Source organism: Streptomyces sp. NPDC059398 (assembly GCF_042751845.1).
Lineage (GTDB): Bacteria > Actinomycetota > Actinomycetes > Streptomycetales > Streptomycetaceae > Streptomyces.
Genome location: NZ_JBHYWP010000080.1, coordinates 22,761 through 39,998 on the forward strand (window position 1 = coordinate 22,761; position 17,238 = coordinate 39,998).

Sequence of the window (17,238 nt, forward strand, 5' to 3'; positions counted from 1 at the left end):
CAAAGCAGGTTCAGCCCGAGACCGGCGGCGGGGAGGGCTGGTCGCGCAGCCACACCGCGGCCTCCCCCGGTGAGCGGAAACGGAGCACGCGCAGCGGCGCGAAGCGGGGGTCGGCCGAGCCAGAACGCGGCGACGGAGGGACGGTCGATTCCGGCGGTCGAGCCGTCGTGAGCGAGGAGCTCGGTCGGGGCGATGTACCCGTCGCCCGGATCGAGGCGGATGCGCAGGCAGCGCAGCGGATGTCCTGCGGCAACGTACCGGCGGATGTCGTCGGTGTGAGGGTGGTGCCGGTCCGGGGCAGCGTACAGCGTGCGGCAGATCTGCTGGATGTCGTGGTCGCCGATGAGGAGGTATCGGGGGCCGGGACCGAGATTGAGGCAGAGTCGCCTGCGGCCCTGGTGGCGTCGGTCGTACCGCAGCCGGTCGAAGTTGTCGACGTGCAGGCCGATCCGGCAACCTTTGGTGGAGTCTTCGGTGGTGGTGGCCCGGTTGCCGGGGCTGACCGTGCAACCCAGGAGTTCGGTGGGCCAGCCGCCGTTGAGGGGATCGAGGCAGGCGGCTGCTTCGAGGCGGCCCGCGAAACCATCGGGGTCGAGGTCGGGCAGCGGGCGGCGTACGAGTTCGATCCGAACGCTGTCCGGCACCGAGCCATCGGCACGATGCACCTCGGCGTCAGCGGCGGTGATCGTCTCCCAGTTCTCGTCCGGAACGATGGCGTCCTCGTCGTAGCAGGGCTCGTTGCCGGCCCTCCGGACCGGCGCGATTTCGCACCGGCCGCGTATGTCCTCGAACGTGTCGAATGCGAGTCGCGGGCACATGGCCGTGCCTCCCTGGGGGCAGGTGTGTGGCTACTTGTCGTCGAGGTCTTCACCGAAGGTGACGTCCAGCTCGGCGGCCAGGGCCTCGGCCAGCTGGAGTGTCTGGGCCTGATCGATGAGGATCTGCTTGAGCGAGGAGAGGCCGCGCAGCTGCGAGAGGGTGTTGCCCCGAAGGTCCAGGCCGCGGTACTTCCCGCCGTCGAACTCGGTCAGCCGCAGATCGCAGGCGTCGATCAGGGCGGCGCCCAAGTCGGCGGCGGCGAAGGTGGTCTCGCGCAGCGAGCACTTGGAGAAGATCACGGGACCGGTGGCCCGGACGCGGGCGAGAGTGCTGTAGTCGAGCTTGCAGTTCTCGAACAGCACGTTGTCGAGCGCGACGTCTTCGAGGGTGGCGCCCATGAGCTTGCAATCGCGGAAGACGGCTCTGGAGATCTTGCTGTCGGTCCACTGCAGGGAGGACAGCTCACAGCCGATGAACTCCACGGAGTCGACGCGCAGCTTCTCCAGGCGGGTGCGCTGGGTCTTCAGGCCGGCGATCCGTCCATCGAGCAGGTGAGTGTCGGCCAGGTCGAGGTCCCGCAGATCGGCGTCGGCGTAGTGGAACTCCGCGAGCCGCCCGCGTCCACCCTCCAGCGAGGTGATGTGGGAGAGGTAGCGGCCCGGCTCGTGCAGGGCGGAGAGGGTGACGCTCGTGCGGCGGATCGTGCGGGTGTCCATCAACAGCCTTTCAACGCGGTGACTCGGTCGCCGGTGCTGTCGGCCTTGAAGAGGGCAGCAGCACCGAGCGGCTACTTCTTGTTCCAGTTGTCCCAGGTCGGACGGTTGTCGAAGGGTGCCGGACTCTTCGTCCAGTTGTCCCACGTGGGCCGGTTGTCCCACGGCGTTCCAACGATGACTGGGGGCGGAGCGTCGTGCGTGGCTGTCAACTCCAGCACGATGGGGGCTTCGGATGTGGCGAGCCCGTCCAGAACGGTCATGCTGCTGTCTCCTTCGTTGCGAGCGTGGCCAGGGCTGTGACCAGGGCCTGCCGGGAGACCCGGCAGTAGTTGGTCTCGGTGGACCGGAGACTGCCGTTCTCGAAGTAGCGGTTGGCGGCCTGTGCTCCCCGGCAGAAGTCGAAGAACTGGCATTCGGCCTGACATCGGTCGAGGCCGGTGAGGAAGTCGCGTACGTAGCCGAGCCGGTGGGCCTCACGGAGGATCTCGGCCAAGGGTTGTTCGAGGATGTTGCCGGCCACGAAGTGGTCGTACTCGGGGGCCTCTGTGTCCGCGAGTTCGGGAGAGAGCAGGACCACATCGCCCTTCCAGGAGACCGTGGGAATCGGATCGAGGCGGCGCCGTTCCCACTCTGCTCTCTGGCCGGAACGGATCAGCTGGAGATACTCGGCGAGGCGGTCGACTTCCCGGACCACCGGGGCGTCAGGGTGCTCACGGGACCAGGTGAGGGTGCGGCGCCAGAACTCCTCGGCCTGGACCGCGGTGGGCGGCTGCCGGTCGGTGTTGACCCCCTCGATCTCCTCAATGTTGAAACCCACCGAGTGACCGCCCAGGGCGGACAGGAACTCCAACAGTTCCTCCGGCATCGTGATGCCCAGGGCGCCGACCACCGAGATGACGGAGAACGGGATGCCGTGCTCGCGCAGCTTCGTCATGCCGCGCAGAATCCGGTCGAAAACGGGCTTGCCCCGGAGATCGACACGCTCGGCGTTCAAGTCGGCCGGTCCGTCGATACTCACCCCGACGCGGACGTCGTGCGCGGCCAGAAGTGCGCACCACGACTCGGTGAGAAGTGTCGCGTTGGTCTGCAGGTAGTGGTGAACCCGGCCCGCACAGCGCAAGCCCTCGAACGGCGCGAGCAGGCTCTCGAACTTCTGCCGGCCGACGGCGAGCGGTTCCCCGCCGTGCCAGACGACGCCGACCGGATGGCCGCTGTCGTCGAACTGGGCCACCTCCTGCGCCAGGGCCTCGGCGACCTCCGCCGACATCTGGTGTTTCAGCTTGCGAAACGGCAGATAGCAGTACCGGCAGTCCAGATTGCACCAGGTCGTAGGCTGAACCACCAGGTCTGCGGGGCAGCGAACCGCTGTTGATACCGGGCACGCCACGAGGACGGGCGAGAGCGCATCGGAGTCCTCTCCACGACGGACAGAGGTATCGCCGACTGCGGCCAGGAGAGCCGCGGGCCGGGATGTCACCACCATGCGTCCCGTCGTGACGTGCACCCGATGACATCGCGGTGTCATTGCCGATGACATGTCATCGGTCGCTGCGATGAAAGCACCGAAGTCCCCTGATATGCACAGGAGTTCGAGTGCAACGCGGTGGGATATCGTGGCGGACGTGCCTCGCTCGATTCTGATCCAAGACGGCCGGACGTCCCGGGATACCGGCTTCGTCTACATCTGTTCGGGCTACCTCGTCGAGCATGGCAAGGTGCTGCTCGTGCACCACAACCGCTTCGACAAATGGGTACCGCCGGGCGGCCATATCGAGCCCGGCGAGTCTTTCGCCGGGACCGCGGTGCGCGAGTTCAAGGAGGAGACCGGTCTGCTCGTGCAGGCCACCTCCAGTCAGCCGGAGATCCACCCTGCCGATGCCAATGCCACGCCCGAGCCCGTGCCGTTCTACGTCGACATCGAGCGGGAAGGGTTCGCCACCCCGGCGCTGGTGCAGTTCTTCTATGTCCAGCGGCAGCCGGGCACCCGGGAGCAGGCCGTGCAGGCGCAGCTCGAAGAAGTGCACGGCGCCGCCTGGTTCGGCCCGGAGGACCTCGACACCCTCAAGACGTTCGACCAGGTCCGTTCCCTTGCACGGTTCGCTCTGTTGAACTATCCGGTGGCCGAGGAGCGGGCCACGCCGTAGGCGACGGCCTACCGTCCCGCCAGGCGATAGCCGCTGGCCCCGTCCACCGTGCCGGCGAGCAGCAGTCGGGCCGGGGCGCCTCCGAAGGCCGCGGAGATGGCCTGGTTGAGGCGCTGAACGTATTTGGGCACCGAGGACGGAGCGACATAGAGCGCCGCCGCGATCCGCTCAGTCGACAGCCCGGCCCCGGGCGCGTCATGCACGACCTGGACCACGTCGAACAGGCGCTCCGACAGCTCACACACCACGCTTCCTTCGCTGTCGCGTGCTCCGACGAGGACGGTGCGGCCCAGGCCGAGTGCTACACGAACGATGACCATCTCGGCCGACGCCCCGCTCGTGTACTCGGCGGTGCTGTCGGCGAGGTTCATTCGGCCCAGACGCTGCATCGCTTCTTCGTAGGCCGACACCGTGTAGTACGCGGCCCGGATGGTGGCGCGCTTGCCCGAAGCGCCTGACTCGTTCCACAGCCCGGCCTCCGAGTCCCACAGGCTGTTCATCAGCTTCCACGCCTTGGCCAGCCGGGGGTCTCGTGGGCTGGCTCCGGCCCGCATGGCGGCCTGGGTGCACAACGCGTACGCCATGTGTTCCCAGGCCGTGCCCTGCACGTCCTTGTCATTCTCGACGAACGTCTCCCACCGGTGGTGGTTGTGCAGCAGCCACTGGCCGGCCTCGGCGACCACTTCGGACAGCCGCTTCTTCTGCACCGAGCCGTGCACCCCACCGGTCTCCCGCGGGCTGTCCCGGTACGCGGGCTCGCCGCCCGGCCCGGTTCCGGTGCAGACGGCCGACAGCGCGAGCAGGCACAGCGCGGTCTTGCTCGGGCTCGGGTCGGTGTCGACGTAGGTGCGCCACCCCCATGCCCCGCTGGGGCGCCGGTGGTAGAGCATGCCGTGCACTCCGTGGCCGATCAGCGGTACGACGCGCTCCAGCAGGCTGTTGGTCTTCACCCCGCCAGGTAAGCGGAGCCCGGGACCGAAGTCATGGAGGGTATCTCTGAGTTCGGCGAGCCGGTGCACCACCAGGGCGGTCTGGTGCAGCGAGGTGTCGTCGAGTCCGAGGACCTCGGGCCAGCCGTGGTCGACCTGGTGGTCCTCCAGCCAGCCGACGCACCAGGCCACAGCCTCCGCGACGCCTTTGTGATGGAAGAAACGAGCGTGGGACAGCAGCCCGGCCAGGCCGAAGGCGATGAACCGGGTGTACTCACCACGACCGCCCTTGGGCCGGGGCCGCGAGTGCTCCGGGATGGCACCGGTGAGGAAATCGAGCCCCTGCCGAACCGGCTGCCCGGCGATTCCGGCGGCCCGCAGAATCGGCAGGACCTCGCTGGTGTTGACGATCGACGAAACCGAGGTCAGGGTGAGGCCCCACCCGCCGTCGTACCCCTGGTTGTGCAGCAAGGTCCGGGCAGCTTCACCCGCTCTGGTCTCGAACGCCGCGAACCCCGTATGCGCGCTCTTCATGGTGCGCCTCCGTCGCCGAGATCGAACCGCCGGTCGGACCGTGTCGTACCCAACTCGCCTACAGTCGACGCGCGTTCAGGACCGGGGCGCTACGGAGCATGGCCAGGTAATCGTTCGTGTACCAGCACGGCCAGGACGTGTGACCGGAGGCGCCGTTCACCTCGTGGACGTCACCGCGGACGCCCAGGCCAACTCGCCCCGTAACACAGCAGGTTCAGCCCGAGACCGGCGGCGGGGAGGGCTGGTCGCGCAGCCACTGCGCGGCCTCCCCCGGTGAGCGGAAACGGAGCACGCGCAGCGGGGCGAAGCGGGGGTCGGCCGAGCGGCGGGCTATCTCGGCGCGGCGCGCCGCGTGCTGGGACCAGGACCACCACGCCGGGTGGTCTTTCCTGAACCAGGAGGACAGGGGCTCCACATTGCCGCCGAAGATCCGTTCGCGGAGCAGCGTCCGGCGCAGGGACCTGCGCAGTACGCGGGGCATGATGACGGCTCGGGAGTAGTCGAGCCAGACCACGGTGTCGGCGCTGGACCACAGCAGGTCACGGACTTCGGGGTAGCCGAAGGAGTCGAAGATCCAGGCGGGGGTGGTGGCGATCGCCGCGACCCGTTCGCGCATGGCGGGGTCGACCGCCCAGTCCGGGCCGGTGAACTGGAGCGCGTCCATCTCGTGGAACGGCAGGTCGAGCCGGGCGGCGAGGGCTCGCGCCAGGGTGGTCTTTCCGGCCCCGGTGATGCCGACGACGAGGATGCGCTGCATGGGCGGATGGTAGGGCCCGTCGTCGAGGTGCCGCCCACCGGGTGACACGGGGGCCGTCCAGGAACTTTGTCGCGGGTCCGCGCATCACACGTAAAGAGACCCGGATAAGACCTGAATGAAAGGCAAGACGCATGCGTATGAAGACGAACAGCCGAAACCGTACGTTCCTGCTTGCCGCGACCGCTGCGGCCGGAGTGCTCTCGCTCGCGGCCTGTGGCAGCAATGACACCAAGACGACCAGCGCCGATCACTCCGTCTCGGCGGCTGCGTCCGGCTCATCGGATCAGGGGCAGGCCTCCTCGTCCGGCGACGACAGCAAGAGCAGCAAGAGCGACACCGGGAAGACCACGGACGGGGTGAAGCAGCAGTCCGCGAAGACGAGCGGCGGCAGCGCCCGCGAGGTGCGCTCCGACTGCACCACGGACGACTTCACCGGGGCCCGGCTCGTCGCCAAGGGCCAGGAGATGAACTCCATCTACTACGACCTGCAGCTCACCGGGAACAAGGCGACCTGTCATGTGCAGGGCTTCCCCGGCCTCTCCCTCCTGGACGCCCAGGGCCACCAGATCGGCAAGGCCGCCTCCCGTTCGCAGGAGGGTGACAACAAGGCCATCACCCTCAAGCCCGGTCAGGTGCTGCACGCCCAGGTCAAGACGCCCGACGAGGGAGTCACCGACGGGAAGTGCGACGCCAAGGCGGCCAAGATCAAGGTGTACCCGCCCAACAACACCGCCGCCGTCACCGGTACCGGCACCAGTGGCATCCGGGTCTGTGGTGACTCCTTCCAGGTCACCGCCGTCTCCGCCACCGCCACCACCAGCTGACCGGCAGGTCCCCCGTACGTCTCTCGCGCCGACTCAGCTTCCGTTATGCACCGATACATCCCTCTTGCTGACATCATCGTCAGGCAGCCGACCGCGCCGGACCGGACCCGTACCGGGCCGGACCGGGCCACCCCGGACCGCCTGAGGAGAGACCCTGATGCCAGCGGACGGACCAGAGGCCGACCAGCAGGCAGCCCTGCGCGCGGACCCGTTCGGGCCGCTGCGGACCAGGGGCTACCTCATGCTCCTCGTCCTGACGGCTCTCTTCGGAGTGGTGCTCTCGGCCGGCGCCTACGGCTTCCTCCAGGCGGTCGAGCATCTGCAGAAGGCCCTCTTCTCCAGCCTGCCCCACGCGCTCGGCCTGCACAGTGCGCCCGTCTGGTGGCCGCTGCCGCTGCTCGCGGTCGGCGGGCTGCTGACGGCGCTGGCTGTCCAGTACCTGCCGGGCAACGGCGGCCATCAGCCCGCCGAAGGACTCAAGACCCAGGGGACCGCGTCCGCCGCGGAGCTGCCCGGGATCCTGCTCGCGGCTGTCGCCTCGCTCGCATTCGGTGCGGTGGTCGGCCCGGAGGCCCCGCTGATCGCGCTCGGCGGCGGTCTCGCCCTGTACGGATTCCGGCTGCTGCGGCCGGGAGCCACCGCGTCACAGCAGGCCCTGGTCGCGGCCTCGGGCAGCTTCGCCGCGATCAGCGCGTTGCTGGGGTCGCCGCTGGTCGGGGCGTTTCTGCTGATGGAGGCTTCCGGCCTGGCCGGCCCGATGCTCGGGATCGTGCTCGTACCGGGGCTGCTGGCCGCGGGGATCGGCTCGCTGGTCTTCACCGGGCTCGGCACCTGGGCCGGTTTCGGGGTCGGCACCCTGACCATCCCGAGCCTTCCCCACGCGGGGCGCCCGGACGTGGCCCAGTTCGGGTACGCGCTGGTGATCGGGGTCGCCGCCGGGCTGCTCGGTTCGGCGGTCCACCGGCTGGCGCTGCGGCTGCAGCCACAGGTGAACCGGCGCCGGGTGCTCTGGACGCCGGTGGTCGGCCTGGCCGTGGCGGGGCTGGCCATCGCGTACGCCGAGGGGTCCGGGAAGGCCGCGTCCGATGTGCTGTTCTCCGGGCAGAGCGCGCTGCCGCACCTCCTGCTCAGCACCGGCTCGTACTCGCTGGGCGCCCTGGTGCTGCTGCTCGCCTGCAAGAGCCTCGCCTACTGCGTGTCGCTCGCGGCCTTCCGGGGCGGCCCGATCTTTCCCGCGCTGTTCATCGGGGCGGCCGGCGGGGTCACACTGTCGCATCTGCCGGGGCTGCCGTTCGTCTCCGCGGCGGCGATGGGGATGGGCGCGATGTCGGTGGCGCTGCTCCGGCTGCCGATGACCTCCGTACTGCTGGCCACGCTGCTGCTGGGCCACGACGGTGTCACGGTCATGCCGCTGGTGATCGTGGCGGTGGTGGTCTGCCATGTGGTGTCGGCGCGGCTCAACCCGCCACCGGCAGAGGAGGCGGCTACCGGCGCCACGCCCTCCCTCGGCACCACACCCGGACACGCACCCGCCCCCGGGCCCGCGTGACCCCGGCCGCCCGGCAGCCCGGCACCTCCGACAGGGGGGCGCGTAACGGCGCGTACGCGGGGCAGACGGGACGACACAACCGGCCCAGCGCAACGGAGTTGGCGACCGGGTCCGCACGGCAGGACGCTGACGGGCTCCGATGCCCCAGGGGAGTCGGCCGGGCACCCCGGGCGAGCAGCCCCACAGGCCCCACCGGCCACCCGCACAACATCTACACAGAAGCGAACGCCGTTACCTGGCTATGACAGAGCCAACTTGACAGTCGCTGTCATCGCGCAAGTAGGTTCGGTATAAACCTATTTCCAACTGCACACCGGCGCCTCGCGCCGGGAGGAGGGACGCCCATGGGTTCCCACGCCCGCCCCAACCGGATACACCGCACCGGAGTCCGGTTCGCGACCGTCGCCCTGGTCGGGGCCGCCCTGCCGCTCAGCGCCGTCGGCCTCGCCCAGGCGGCCACCCCCGCCACCCACTCCGCCGACGACAGCGCCCAGCAGGGCAGCGAGGCCACCGCCCCGGGCGGCCAGGACCAGAGCGCCCAGCCGCAGACCAGGACGGTGCAGCACACCGTCAAGGACGCCGCCGCACAGGGCACGGACAACCAGGCCACGAACGACCAGGCCGGCCCCCAGATCAGCGCCGACCACGCCTTCCTCCTCGATGCCCGCGACGGCAGCCAGGAGAGAGAGATGTGGGCGGGCTCGAAGGCCGACGAGAGCGTTCCGATGGCCAGCACCACCAAGATCATGACCGCTCTGGTGGTGCTCAAGCACCCGGAGTGGCTGGACCACAAGATCACGGTGAAGCAGGACTACCGCGACTACGTCCAGAAGGCCGGCGGCAGCACGGCCGACCTCCAGACCGGCGACACGCTGACGGTCCGGCAGATGCTGAACGCCATGCTGATCCCGTCCGGCGACGACGCCGCCATGGCCCTGGCCGACAACTTCGGCACCGGCGACACCCCGGACGCGCGGATCGCCGACTTCGTGAGCCAGATGAACGCCGAGGCGCAGCAGCTGGGCCTCAAGGGCACGCACTTCGACACCTTCGACGGCATCTCGCACGGCAACAACCACAGCACCGCACGCGACCTGGCCAAGCTCGGCCAGCGCGCCATGATGCAGCCGGTGTTCGTCGACGTCGTGAACAAGAAGCAGTACAAGACCGAGGCCCCGGCGGCCAACGGTCACACCCGGTACTACACCTGGAACACCACCAACGAGCTGCTGGGCAGCTACGACGGTGCCCTGGGCGTCAAGACCGGCAGCGGCCCGGAGGACGGGTACTGCGTCGTCTTCGCCGCCAAGCGGGACAACCGCACCCTGATCGGCGTGGTCCTCAGGGACAAGACCGACAAGGCGCGCTTCGACGACGCCGCCAAGATGCTCGACTGGGGCTTCGCCCACTGAACAGCAGGCGCCCCCAGCGCTGAACGCGGAGCGCGCGCTCCCCGCGCTGCACCGCAGGCCCCCGGCCCGTCCCCACCCCCACGGAGGACGAGCGGGGGCCTTTCGCGTACGGCGGACCGTGCACCGGTCGTGTACGGCGGGCCGTGCGCGGGGGCAGCAGCCGGGACGGGGCCGCGTCTACCCGTCCGAGCTGCCGCAATGTAACGGACGCCTGTTACAGCTTCCGGACAGAGATCCGTGAACTCGACCCAAGAGCGGCCCATCTCACTTTCCGTAAGACGCACTCGACTGCCGCACTCGACAGACGCTTTCGACAGACGCATTCGACATGGGGAGCGCCGGACTCAGGGCCGGCGCCGGAAAAGGGGAACCATGACCGCCAAGCTGAACCGGGCCGTTCGCTGCGCCGCCGCCGTACTGGCCGTCGTCGCCGTGGGCGCGGGTGCCACCGCATGCGACTCGTCCTCCGGCTCGACCTCGTCGAAGGCAGCGGGCGCCAACTCCGGTACGTCGGACGGCTCTTCGTCGAGTACGCAGAACGACTCGCAGAACGGCTCGCAGGGCAGCACCAAGGGCAGCGACAGCGGTACGGGGGACACCGCCCGGGGCGGCTCGCAGGGCAAGGCCGAGATCCCCGCCGGGACCAAGGTGAAGACGACCGCGCAGCAGGGTTCGCGTACCGACGCCGTCAACGCCTCGTCCGCCGCGACCAGCAGCCGCTGCCACACCACCGACCTGGGCTACGACTGGGGCGGCCCGCACGGTGGCGCCCCGGACATGAAGGACTCCACGGACCAGCAGATCGCCTCGGTCAAGCTCACGAACCGCGGCGACCGCACCTGCACCCTGCACGGCTTCCCGGGCGTCCGGCTGGTCAGCAAGACCGGCGAGGCTTGGGACCTGCGCCGTTCGTCGGACACCCCGAGCACCATGACCCTGCGCCCCGGTGAGAGCACGGCCTCGGTCAGCATCACGCTCCTGGCCATCCCCGCCGACTCCAAGGACACCAAGCCCTTCGTCCCGAGCAAGGTCCTGATCACCCCGCCCAACGAGACGACACACGTCACCCTCGACTGGCCGTACGGCGGCGCCATCCTGGACCAGTCCGGCGCCACTCACCCCGGCACCTTCGTCAGCCCGATCGGCATCTGAGCCGCACGGCCCGGCCCACCCCCGGCAGGCCGAACCGTCTCCGTCGTACGGCAGTTGTCACCGTACGGTCACAGCCCGCGGCCGGTTGAAACGCTTCTCCAGGGTCCGCTCTCTACCGGAGTGTCAGCAAATCTTCGTCCCAGAGGATGTCCATGAACCACCGTTACGTATCCGCCGCCCTCGCCCTCGCCTCCGCCGCCGCGCTCGTCGCCACCGCGAGCGGGACATCGGGCGCCGCCAGTCCGCGGACGGCCGCGAGCACCCAGGCCGCGTCCGCGAGCGCGGGCGTCAGCTGGAAGCCGTGCCACCCGCCGGCCGGATACCAGCACTTCCTCAAGCTGAACTCCGCGAAGAACGTCAAGGGCAAGACCGTGGTGCGTGTCACCCCGCAGAAGTGCCGGGTGAACACCAGGAACGACGAGGACGTCGACTACACCGCAACGGGAGCGGCCAGGTCGTACTCCTTCGCCCCGGGCGCCTCCGTCAAGGTCCTCCGCGACACCACGGCCCACAAGGTCACCCCGCAGTGGCTGGTGACGCACAAGCTCGCCAACACCCCGTACTTCTCCTACCGCCTCAACGGCCGGCACCAGATCACCGCCATGGAGGAGATCTACCACCCCTGAGGTCCGTCCCGGGCTGCGCGTGTGACGCGCGGTGCCGGGAGGACCGCACCCTGAACGCGCCCCGCCCCGTCCCCCCGGGGCGGGGCGCTCCGTGTTCCGCATGACGCGTTCCGGACCGTGAGCACCCGCTCCGTTCGCGATTTTGCTTCTGCGGCGAACCTGTGGGAGGTGTTGTTCCGTCCTGAAGTGCAACGGCCTCTTCCAGCAGAGCCGATGAGGCCGCGGACGCACACGCGAACAGTCCAGGAGGCGACAGGCGTATGGCAGCGAGCGACACCGGAACCGGCGGGCGACGACCGTACGGGGGCCACTCCCGCCGACGGCTGCTCACCCTGTCCGGGGGCGCCGCGCTGGCGGCGCTCGGCGTGGAGGGCTGCGGCCGGGACCACGACGGCGGCGCGAGCCCCGCCCACTCCCCCACCGCGAAGCCCGAGCCCTCCGCGAGCGCCTCAGCGCCGGGCAAGGTGACCGCGCCGCCCGCCTCGGGGGTGCTCGCCGCCAACGTCAACCAGGCCCTGGAGAAGATCGACTTCGCTGAGCTGAAGGCCGTGTCCGGTACCTGGGTGCGCGGCTTCTATGTGATGTCCGAGGCCGACCGGGGCAGCCCGGCGGACCAGACCGGGCCCGCCAAGCTGCTCAAGGCGGCAGCCCAGGGCTACGGCACCGTGCTGACCATGAAGTTCCAGTACCACGACGCTCCGATACCGGTCCCCGGCAGCCCGGCGATGCAGACCGCCCTGGCCCGGCTGGACAAGGTGCTGGCAGCGTTCATGGGCAAGGTCGACATCCTGACCGTGGGCAACGAGCCGTTCTTCGAGACGCGCAAGGCGGACTCCCGCACCCCTCGTATCAACACCTTCTACGAGACACTCGCCCAGCACACCGCCGCGTACCGGCAGACGCACTTCGGAACGGACTGCCGGACGAAGATCTATATGGGTGCGCTCAACGCCCTCGACAAGCCCGGCGGGCAGACCGCGCAGACCCGGCGCTGGATGACCTTCACCGCGCACACCGCGTCCATCGCCGGTGTGGACATCCACCCGCATGTGCCCAATCCGGCGGCGGCACAGAAGTACATCGACTACGTACTGCCGTTCCTGCGCGACGACCAGAAGTTCCTGGCCACCGAGTTCTCGCTGGTGCAGCTCTGGAAGTCGCACCTGGACGACCCGGCGAACCCCGCCTTCGCGCACCGCCGCGGCATCGCCAAGGGGGCCCCGGTGTGGCAGGTCATCAGGGACGCCACCCGGCGCCCCTTCGGCGAACAGGAGTGGAACGACTTCCTGCTCTCCAACCCGTGGTTCGCGGCCAACAAGAACTTCCTGTCCGACCAGATGGCACGGTTCCGCGACACCGGGAAGCTCGCCGTGGCCGCGTACGGCCTCACCCAGGACGCCGCGATGTCGAAGGACTTCGGCCCGGACAGCACGCCCTGGGTCATCAACAGCATGTTCTGCCCGTACGTCTGCACATCCGAGCCGGGCGGTCTGCCGGGCCGCAACCGCACCTGGTGCCGTGAGTTCCGGGCGGCGCAGCACCACCGGTGAGCGGCTCGCCCCCTCCATGCCCCGTTAAAGACGATTTGTCCTTTATTTCGTGGGGAGTTGTCCGCACAATCCCCCGGAATTGTCCGTTCTCCGTAACAGACGCATCCACCGGCCCGTCCGCATCGTCCTGCCAAGTGGTCACAGCGTGACCGGGATCGGCGAGGGCTGTTGAGACAAGGGGCGGGACATGGCACGGCACGGCGGCGGGCGTGGCTGGTACGGCAAGGTGATCGGGGCGGGGCTCGGGGTGACGATGCTCGCCGCCGGTGCCTCGATATGGACCGCGCAGGCCGGTACGGCCGACCACTCCGCCCCGAAGGCCACCGCGTCGGCAACCCCGGGCAGCGGTACCAGGACGGTCGCGACGAGCATCGTGCACGCGTCGGACAAGGGGACGCACGGCGTCAACATCACCATCGACGACGGCCCCGACCCGGTGTGGACCCCTCAAGTCCTCGACCTGCTGCGGGAGTACGGGGTGAAGGCCACGTTCTGCATGATAGGACCGCAGGCGCAGGCCCACCCGGAGCTGGTGAAGAAGGTGGTCGCGGCCGGGCACCGGCTGTGCGACCACACGGTGTCGCACAACACCGGCATGGACAAGAGGTCCGAGTCCTACCAGTCGCAGCAGATCCTGGACGCCGAACGCATGATCACCAAGGCGTCCGGCGGCGTACGCCCGATGTACTACCGGGCGCCGGGCGGGGCATTCACCCCCTACAGCCGCAAGCTGGCCGCCTCCCGGGGCATGCGCCCGCTCGGCTGGAACGTGGACAGCAAGGACTTCGAGCGTCCGGGTACGGACACCATCGTCGCCACCGTCGAGAAGGAACTCCCCAACGGGCCGACGCTGCTCTTCCACGACGCGGGCGGCGACCGCAGTCAGACCCTCGCGGCCCTGCGCCGCATCCTCCCCCGCCTCAAGGAGCAAGGCCACTCCTTCGGCTTCCCGGTGCACTGAGCCCAGCCCCTCAGCCCCGGCCCCCGGACCCGGTCGCCGCCCCGCCCCGCCCCGCCTCAGCGCAGCGCTTCGCGCAGCCCCAGATTGCTGCTCAGCAGTCCGCCGTCGACCGGCAGGGTCACCCCGGTGATCCAGGCCGCGTCGCGCGAGGCGAGGAACGCGATGGCCGCAGCGATGTCGTCCGGGACGCCCACCCGGCCCAACGGGTAGTGCCTCGCGGCCTCTTCGAGGGACTCCTCGGCGCCGTGCGCCGCCCAGACGTCCGTGTGGATCGTGCCCGGGGTCACCAGATTGACCCGGACCCCGCGCGGCGCCGCATGGCCCGCCAGGGTGCGGGTCAGCCCGGCCAGGCCCGCCTTGGCCGCGCTGTAGGCGTGGTTGCCGAAGTCCTGGACGCCGTTGACCGATCCGACGCTGACGATCGCGCCCCGGCCGCCCGCCGCCGCGAGATGCGGCATGGCGGCGCGCGAGGCGCGGAAGGCGCCGCTCAGGGTGGCGTCGAGGTCGCGGTGCCAGGACTCGTCGTCCTCGTCCTCCAGGAGCGGGGCGTCCGGCGAGCAGGCGTACGCGTTGTTCACCAGGACGTCGAGACCGCCGAACTGGGCCACCGCGTACGCCACGGCCGCCTCGACGGCGGAGCGTTCGGTGACGTCGCAGGTGAACGGCAGCGCGCCCGGCAGCGCCGCCGCCGTCTGCGCCGCACGGCCACCGTCCAGGTCGGTGACCAGGACGCGCGCGCCCTCGTCGGTGAACCGGCGGGCGGTGGCCGCGCCGATCCCCCGTCCCGCTCCGGTGATCAGGACCGCATGACCCTCGAACCGCCTCGTGTTGTCCATACGGCGATCATGTCGCCGAACGCACCGCCCTGACCAGGGCCTGGGCGCGCGGATCCGCGGTGACGCCCTTCTGGAGCGCGTTGGTCACATAGCCCAGCGCCACCCCGGCCTCCGGGTCCGCGAAGCCGAGTGAGCCGCCGCGGCCGGGGTGGCCGAACGAGCCGGGACCGAGCAGCGGGGCCGAGGGTCCGTGCAGCATGAAGCCGAGGCCGAAACGGGTGTTGACGACCAGCACCCGGTCGGGGCCCGACGACTCCTCGCTGCGGGCCAGGGCAAGGGTGGCGGGGGCGAAGAGGCGGGGCCCGTTGTCGACGCGGCCGATCATCGCGGCGTAGACGCGGGCCAGGGCGCGGGCGGTGGAGATGCCGCCGGAGCCGGGGAGTTCGGCGGCGCGGTAGGCCGCGTCGTTCTCGTCGGGGAACGGCTCGACGGCGCCGAAGGCGCGGCTCGTCAGCGAGGAGGGGTCCTGGTAGGCGTCGCTGACCGACCGCTTCGGCTTGAGCTTGAGGCCGCTGCCGACCGGCGGCGCGGCGACGGTGCCGATGCGCCCGACCCGGTGCGCCTCCTCGGCGGGCAGGCCGACCCAGAAGTCGATGTCCAGGGGGCGGGCGATCTCCTCGGCGATCCACCGCCCGATGGTGCGGCCGGTGACGCGCCGGACGAGTTCGCTCAGCAGCCAGCTGTAGGTCTGCGCGTGGTACCCGTGCTCGGTGCCGGGCTCCCAGACGGCCGGCTGGGCGGCGACTGCGTGCGGGCCCGAAACCCCGTCGATGGCCTCGGCCGGGGTGAGGGGGCGGTCGATGAGGGGGACGCCGGTGCGGTGGGCCAGGAAGTGCCGGACGAGGGCCCGCTCCTTGCCGCCCGCCTTGAACTCCGGCCAGTACGTGGAGACCGGGGCATCGAGGTCCAGCTGGCCGCGCTGGTGCAGGAGCAGCGGGACGGCGGCGGCCACCCCCTTGGTCGCGGACCTGACGACCTGGGCGGTGTCCAGGGCCCAGGGTTCGGCGCCGTCGACGTCCTTCGTACCGGCCCAGAGGTCGACGACCTTGTGTCCGTCGCGGTAGACGGTGACGGCGGCGCCCCGCTCCGCGCGGTGTGTGAAGTTCCGTACGAAGGCGTCCCGGACCGCCTCGTATCCGTCGGCCACTGTGCCCTGGACGTCCACCACGTCGCGCTCCCACGTCTAGCTGTACGCCCGGCCGACGTACAGGGTCCCCGTCCATGGTGCGGTGCGGCCCTGTGGGGGACGCCGGGGGGTGGGGTGGCACCTCACTCGAAATATGGGACATTGGAATACAAACAGGACCAAAAGGCATGGCTGCGTGCCGTCGGACCAGGCGGACCAGGCGGACCAGGCGGACCGAGCAGGCCGAAGAGACCGAGCGGACCAGCCGGACCAGGCGGCCCAGCCGAATCAGCCGTATCAAGGGAGCGCTCATGTCCCCCGCAGTCGAGGTGCCCGTACGGGGCCATGTCGTGACGGACGTTCCCGGCCAGTGGACGGTGATCCACGTCGCGCTCCGCTACGACCCCGATGACGATCCGGGCGACGTGCGCTTCCGCTTCCCCGGCGGCCGGGAGTGGGTCTTCGCCAGGGAACTGCTCGAAGCGGGGCTGCGGACGCCCGGACGCTCCGGCGACATCGGGATCTGGCCCTGCGGGCGGGCCCAGGTGGTACTGGAGTTCCACTCGGCGGACGGGGTGGCGGTGGTGCAGTTCGACAACGCGCCGCTGATCCGCTTCCTGCGCGCCACCCAGGCGGCGACGGACGCCCAGGAGGCCGCGCGCGTCGGCAAGGCCGCCCTCAGGGAGGCGCTCCGCGAGGAAACCCTCCGCGAGGAAGCGCTCCAGGAACAGCAGCCGGCCCCCCATGCCGTGGGGCATGGAGGGCCGCTGCGGGGCTGAGCCCGCTCAGGCGTCGATCAGCTCCCGCTGCGTCCGGTCCTCGATGTGCTTGTTGAGGCCCTCGCCCTCGACGTCCACGTTCGGCAGCGCCCGGTCCAGCCAGCGCGGCAGCCACCAGGCCCGCTTGCCGAGCAGCGCGAGGACGGCCGGCACGATGGCCATCCGTACGACGAAGGCGTCGAAGAAGACCGCGATGGCGAGGCCGAAACCGATCATCTTGATCATCGAGTCGCTGGCCCCGATGAAGCCGGAGAAGACCGCGATCATGATGACGGCCGCGGCTGTCACCACCCGCGCACCGTGCTTGAATCCGGTGACGACGGCCTGGCCCGGGGTCTCCCCGTGGACGTACGCCTCCCGCATCCGGGTGACCAGGAAGACCTCGTAGTCCATGGCCAGGCCGAAGACCACCCCCACCATGAAGATCGGCATCATCGACATGATCGGGCCGGTCTGCTGGACCCCGAAGAGCGAGCCGAGCCAGCCCCACTGGAAGACCGCGACGACCGCGCCCAGGGCGGCGA

The 17,238-nt window shown here is 70.1% G+C and carries 17 protein-coding genes; 9 read left to right on the forward strand and 8 right to left on the reverse strand.

Features of this window, described 5'->3' with window-relative positions; genetic code table 11:
* Positions 1-848: 848 nt before the first annotated feature.
* The 3 genes from ACFXBC_RS25230 to amcB form a co-directional block, all read right to left on the reverse strand.
* Positions 849-1,535: a pentapeptide repeat-containing protein gene (locus ACFXBC_RS25230; RefSeq protein ID WP_385028694.1), complete on the reverse strand. Its 687-nt coding sequence runs from the start codon at positions 1,533-1,535 to the stop codon at positions 849-851.
* 71 nt (positions 1,536-1,606) lie between these two features.
* Positions 1,607-1,795, reverse strand: a complete 189-nt coding sequence (amcA, locus tag ACFXBC_RS25235) for a multiple cyclophane-containing RiPP AmcA (protein WP_385028697.1) — start codon at positions 1,793-1,795, stop codon at positions 1,607-1,609.
* Positions 1,792-3,072: a cyclophane-forming radical SAM peptide maturase AmcB gene (gene amcB, locus ACFXBC_RS25240; RefSeq protein ID WP_385028700.1), complete on the reverse strand. Its 1,281-nt coding sequence runs from the start codon at positions 3,070-3,072 to the stop codon at positions 1,792-1,794. The genes amcA and amcB overlap by 4 nt, the downstream gene beginning before the upstream one ends.
* Positions 3,073-3,157: 85 nt before the next feature.
* Here amcB and ACFXBC_RS25245 point away from each other — a divergent pair, with 85 nt between their 5' ends.
* On the forward strand, positions 3,158-3,679 hold the full coding sequence (locus ACFXBC_RS25245; protein ID WP_385028703.1) for an NUDIX domain-containing protein: 522 nt from the start codon (positions 3,158-3,160) through the stop codon (positions 3,677-3,679).
* An 8-nt stretch (positions 3,680-3,687) separates the two neighbouring features.
* Here the strand turns inward: ACFXBC_RS25245 and ACFXBC_RS25250 are convergent, their stop codons facing one another.
* Both ACFXBC_RS25250 and ACFXBC_RS25255 read right to left on the reverse strand, forming a co-directional pair.
* The gene (locus ACFXBC_RS25250) at positions 3,688-5,142 is read right to left on the reverse strand and encodes a hypothetical protein (protein ID WP_385028706.1); all 1,455 of its coding nucleotides are present in this window, start codon (positions 5,140-5,142) and stop codon (positions 3,688-3,690) included.
* A gap of 214 nt (positions 5,143-5,356) precedes the next feature.
* Positions 5,357-5,899 carry an AAA family ATPase gene (locus tag ACFXBC_RS25255; protein ID WP_385028709.1) on the reverse strand — a complete coding sequence of 181 codons (543 nt, stop codon included), beginning with the start codon at positions 5,897-5,899 and terminating at the stop codon, positions 5,357-5,359.
* 131 nt (positions 5,900-6,030) lie between these two features.
* On the opposite strand from ACFXBC_RS25255, the gene ACFXBC_RS25260 reads away from it, so the two are divergent.
* The 7 genes from ACFXBC_RS25260 (at position 6,031) to ACFXBC_RS25290 (ending at position 13,973) form a co-directional block, all read left to right on the forward strand.
* On the forward strand, positions 6,031-6,723 hold the full coding sequence (locus tag ACFXBC_RS25260) for a DUF4232 domain-containing protein (RefSeq protein WP_385028712.1): 693 nt from the start codon (positions 6,031-6,033) through the stop codon (positions 6,721-6,723).
* 157 nt (positions 6,724-6,880) lie between these two features.
* On the forward strand, positions 6,881-8,272 hold the full coding sequence (locus tag ACFXBC_RS25265) for a chloride channel protein (protein WP_385028715.1): 1,392 nt from the start codon (positions 6,881-6,883) through the stop codon (positions 8,270-8,272).
* Positions 8,273-8,616: 344 nt separating this feature from the next.
* Entirely contained in the window at positions 8,617-9,684 is a 1,068-nt protein-coding gene (locus tag ACFXBC_RS25270; protein WP_385028718.1) for a D-alanyl-D-alanine carboxypeptidase family protein, read from the forward strand.
* Positions 9,685-10,056: 372 nt separating this feature from the next.
* Positions 10,057-10,836: a DUF4232 domain-containing protein gene (locus ACFXBC_RS25275; RefSeq protein WP_385028721.1), complete on the forward strand. Its 780-nt coding sequence runs from the start codon at positions 10,057-10,059 to the stop codon at positions 10,834-10,836.
* A gap of 152 nt (positions 10,837-10,988) precedes the next feature.
* A complete protein-coding gene (locus ACFXBC_RS25280; protein ID WP_385028724.1) occupies positions 10,989-11,462 on the forward strand; it encodes a hypothetical protein in 474 nt (157 codons plus the stop codon).
* A gap of 260 nt (positions 11,463-11,722) precedes the next feature.
* Positions 11,723-13,012, forward strand: a complete 1,290-nt coding sequence (locus ACFXBC_RS25285) for a hypothetical protein (protein WP_385028727.1) — start codon at positions 11,723-11,725, stop codon at positions 13,010-13,012.
* A 187-nt stretch (positions 13,013-13,199) separates the two neighbouring features.
* Complete coding sequence (locus ACFXBC_RS25290) at positions 13,200-13,973, forward strand: polysaccharide deacetylase family protein (RefSeq protein WP_385028730.1); 774 nt, start codon at positions 13,200-13,202, stop codon at positions 13,971-13,973.
* A 56-nt stretch (positions 13,974-14,029) separates the two neighbouring features.
* Here ACFXBC_RS25290 and ACFXBC_RS25295 read toward each other — a convergent pair whose 3' ends face one another.
* Both ACFXBC_RS25295 and ACFXBC_RS25300 read right to left on the reverse strand, forming a co-directional pair.
* On the reverse strand, positions 14,030-14,809 hold the full coding sequence (locus ACFXBC_RS25295) for an SDR family NAD(P)-dependent oxidoreductase (RefSeq protein ID WP_385028733.1): 780 nt from the start codon (positions 14,807-14,809) through the stop codon (positions 14,030-14,032).
* Positions 14,810-14,816: 7 nt separating this feature from the next.
* Entirely contained in the window at positions 14,817-15,974 is a 1,158-nt protein-coding gene (locus tag ACFXBC_RS25300) for a serine hydrolase domain-containing protein (protein ID WP_385028744.1), read from the reverse strand.
* A 272-nt stretch (positions 15,975-16,246) separates the two neighbouring features.
* Here ACFXBC_RS25300 and ACFXBC_RS25305 point away from each other — a divergent pair, with 272 nt between their 5' ends.
* Complete coding sequence (locus tag ACFXBC_RS25305; RefSeq protein ID WP_385028736.1) at positions 16,247-16,714, forward strand: SsgA family sporulation/cell division regulator; 468 nt, start codon at positions 16,247-16,249, stop codon at positions 16,712-16,714.
* 6 nt (positions 16,715-16,720) lie between these two features.
* Here the strand turns inward: ACFXBC_RS25305 and ACFXBC_RS25310 are convergent.
* The coding region (locus ACFXBC_RS25310; protein WP_385028738.1) for an MMPL family transporter at positions 16,721-17,238 on the reverse strand (518 nt) is incomplete at its 5' end.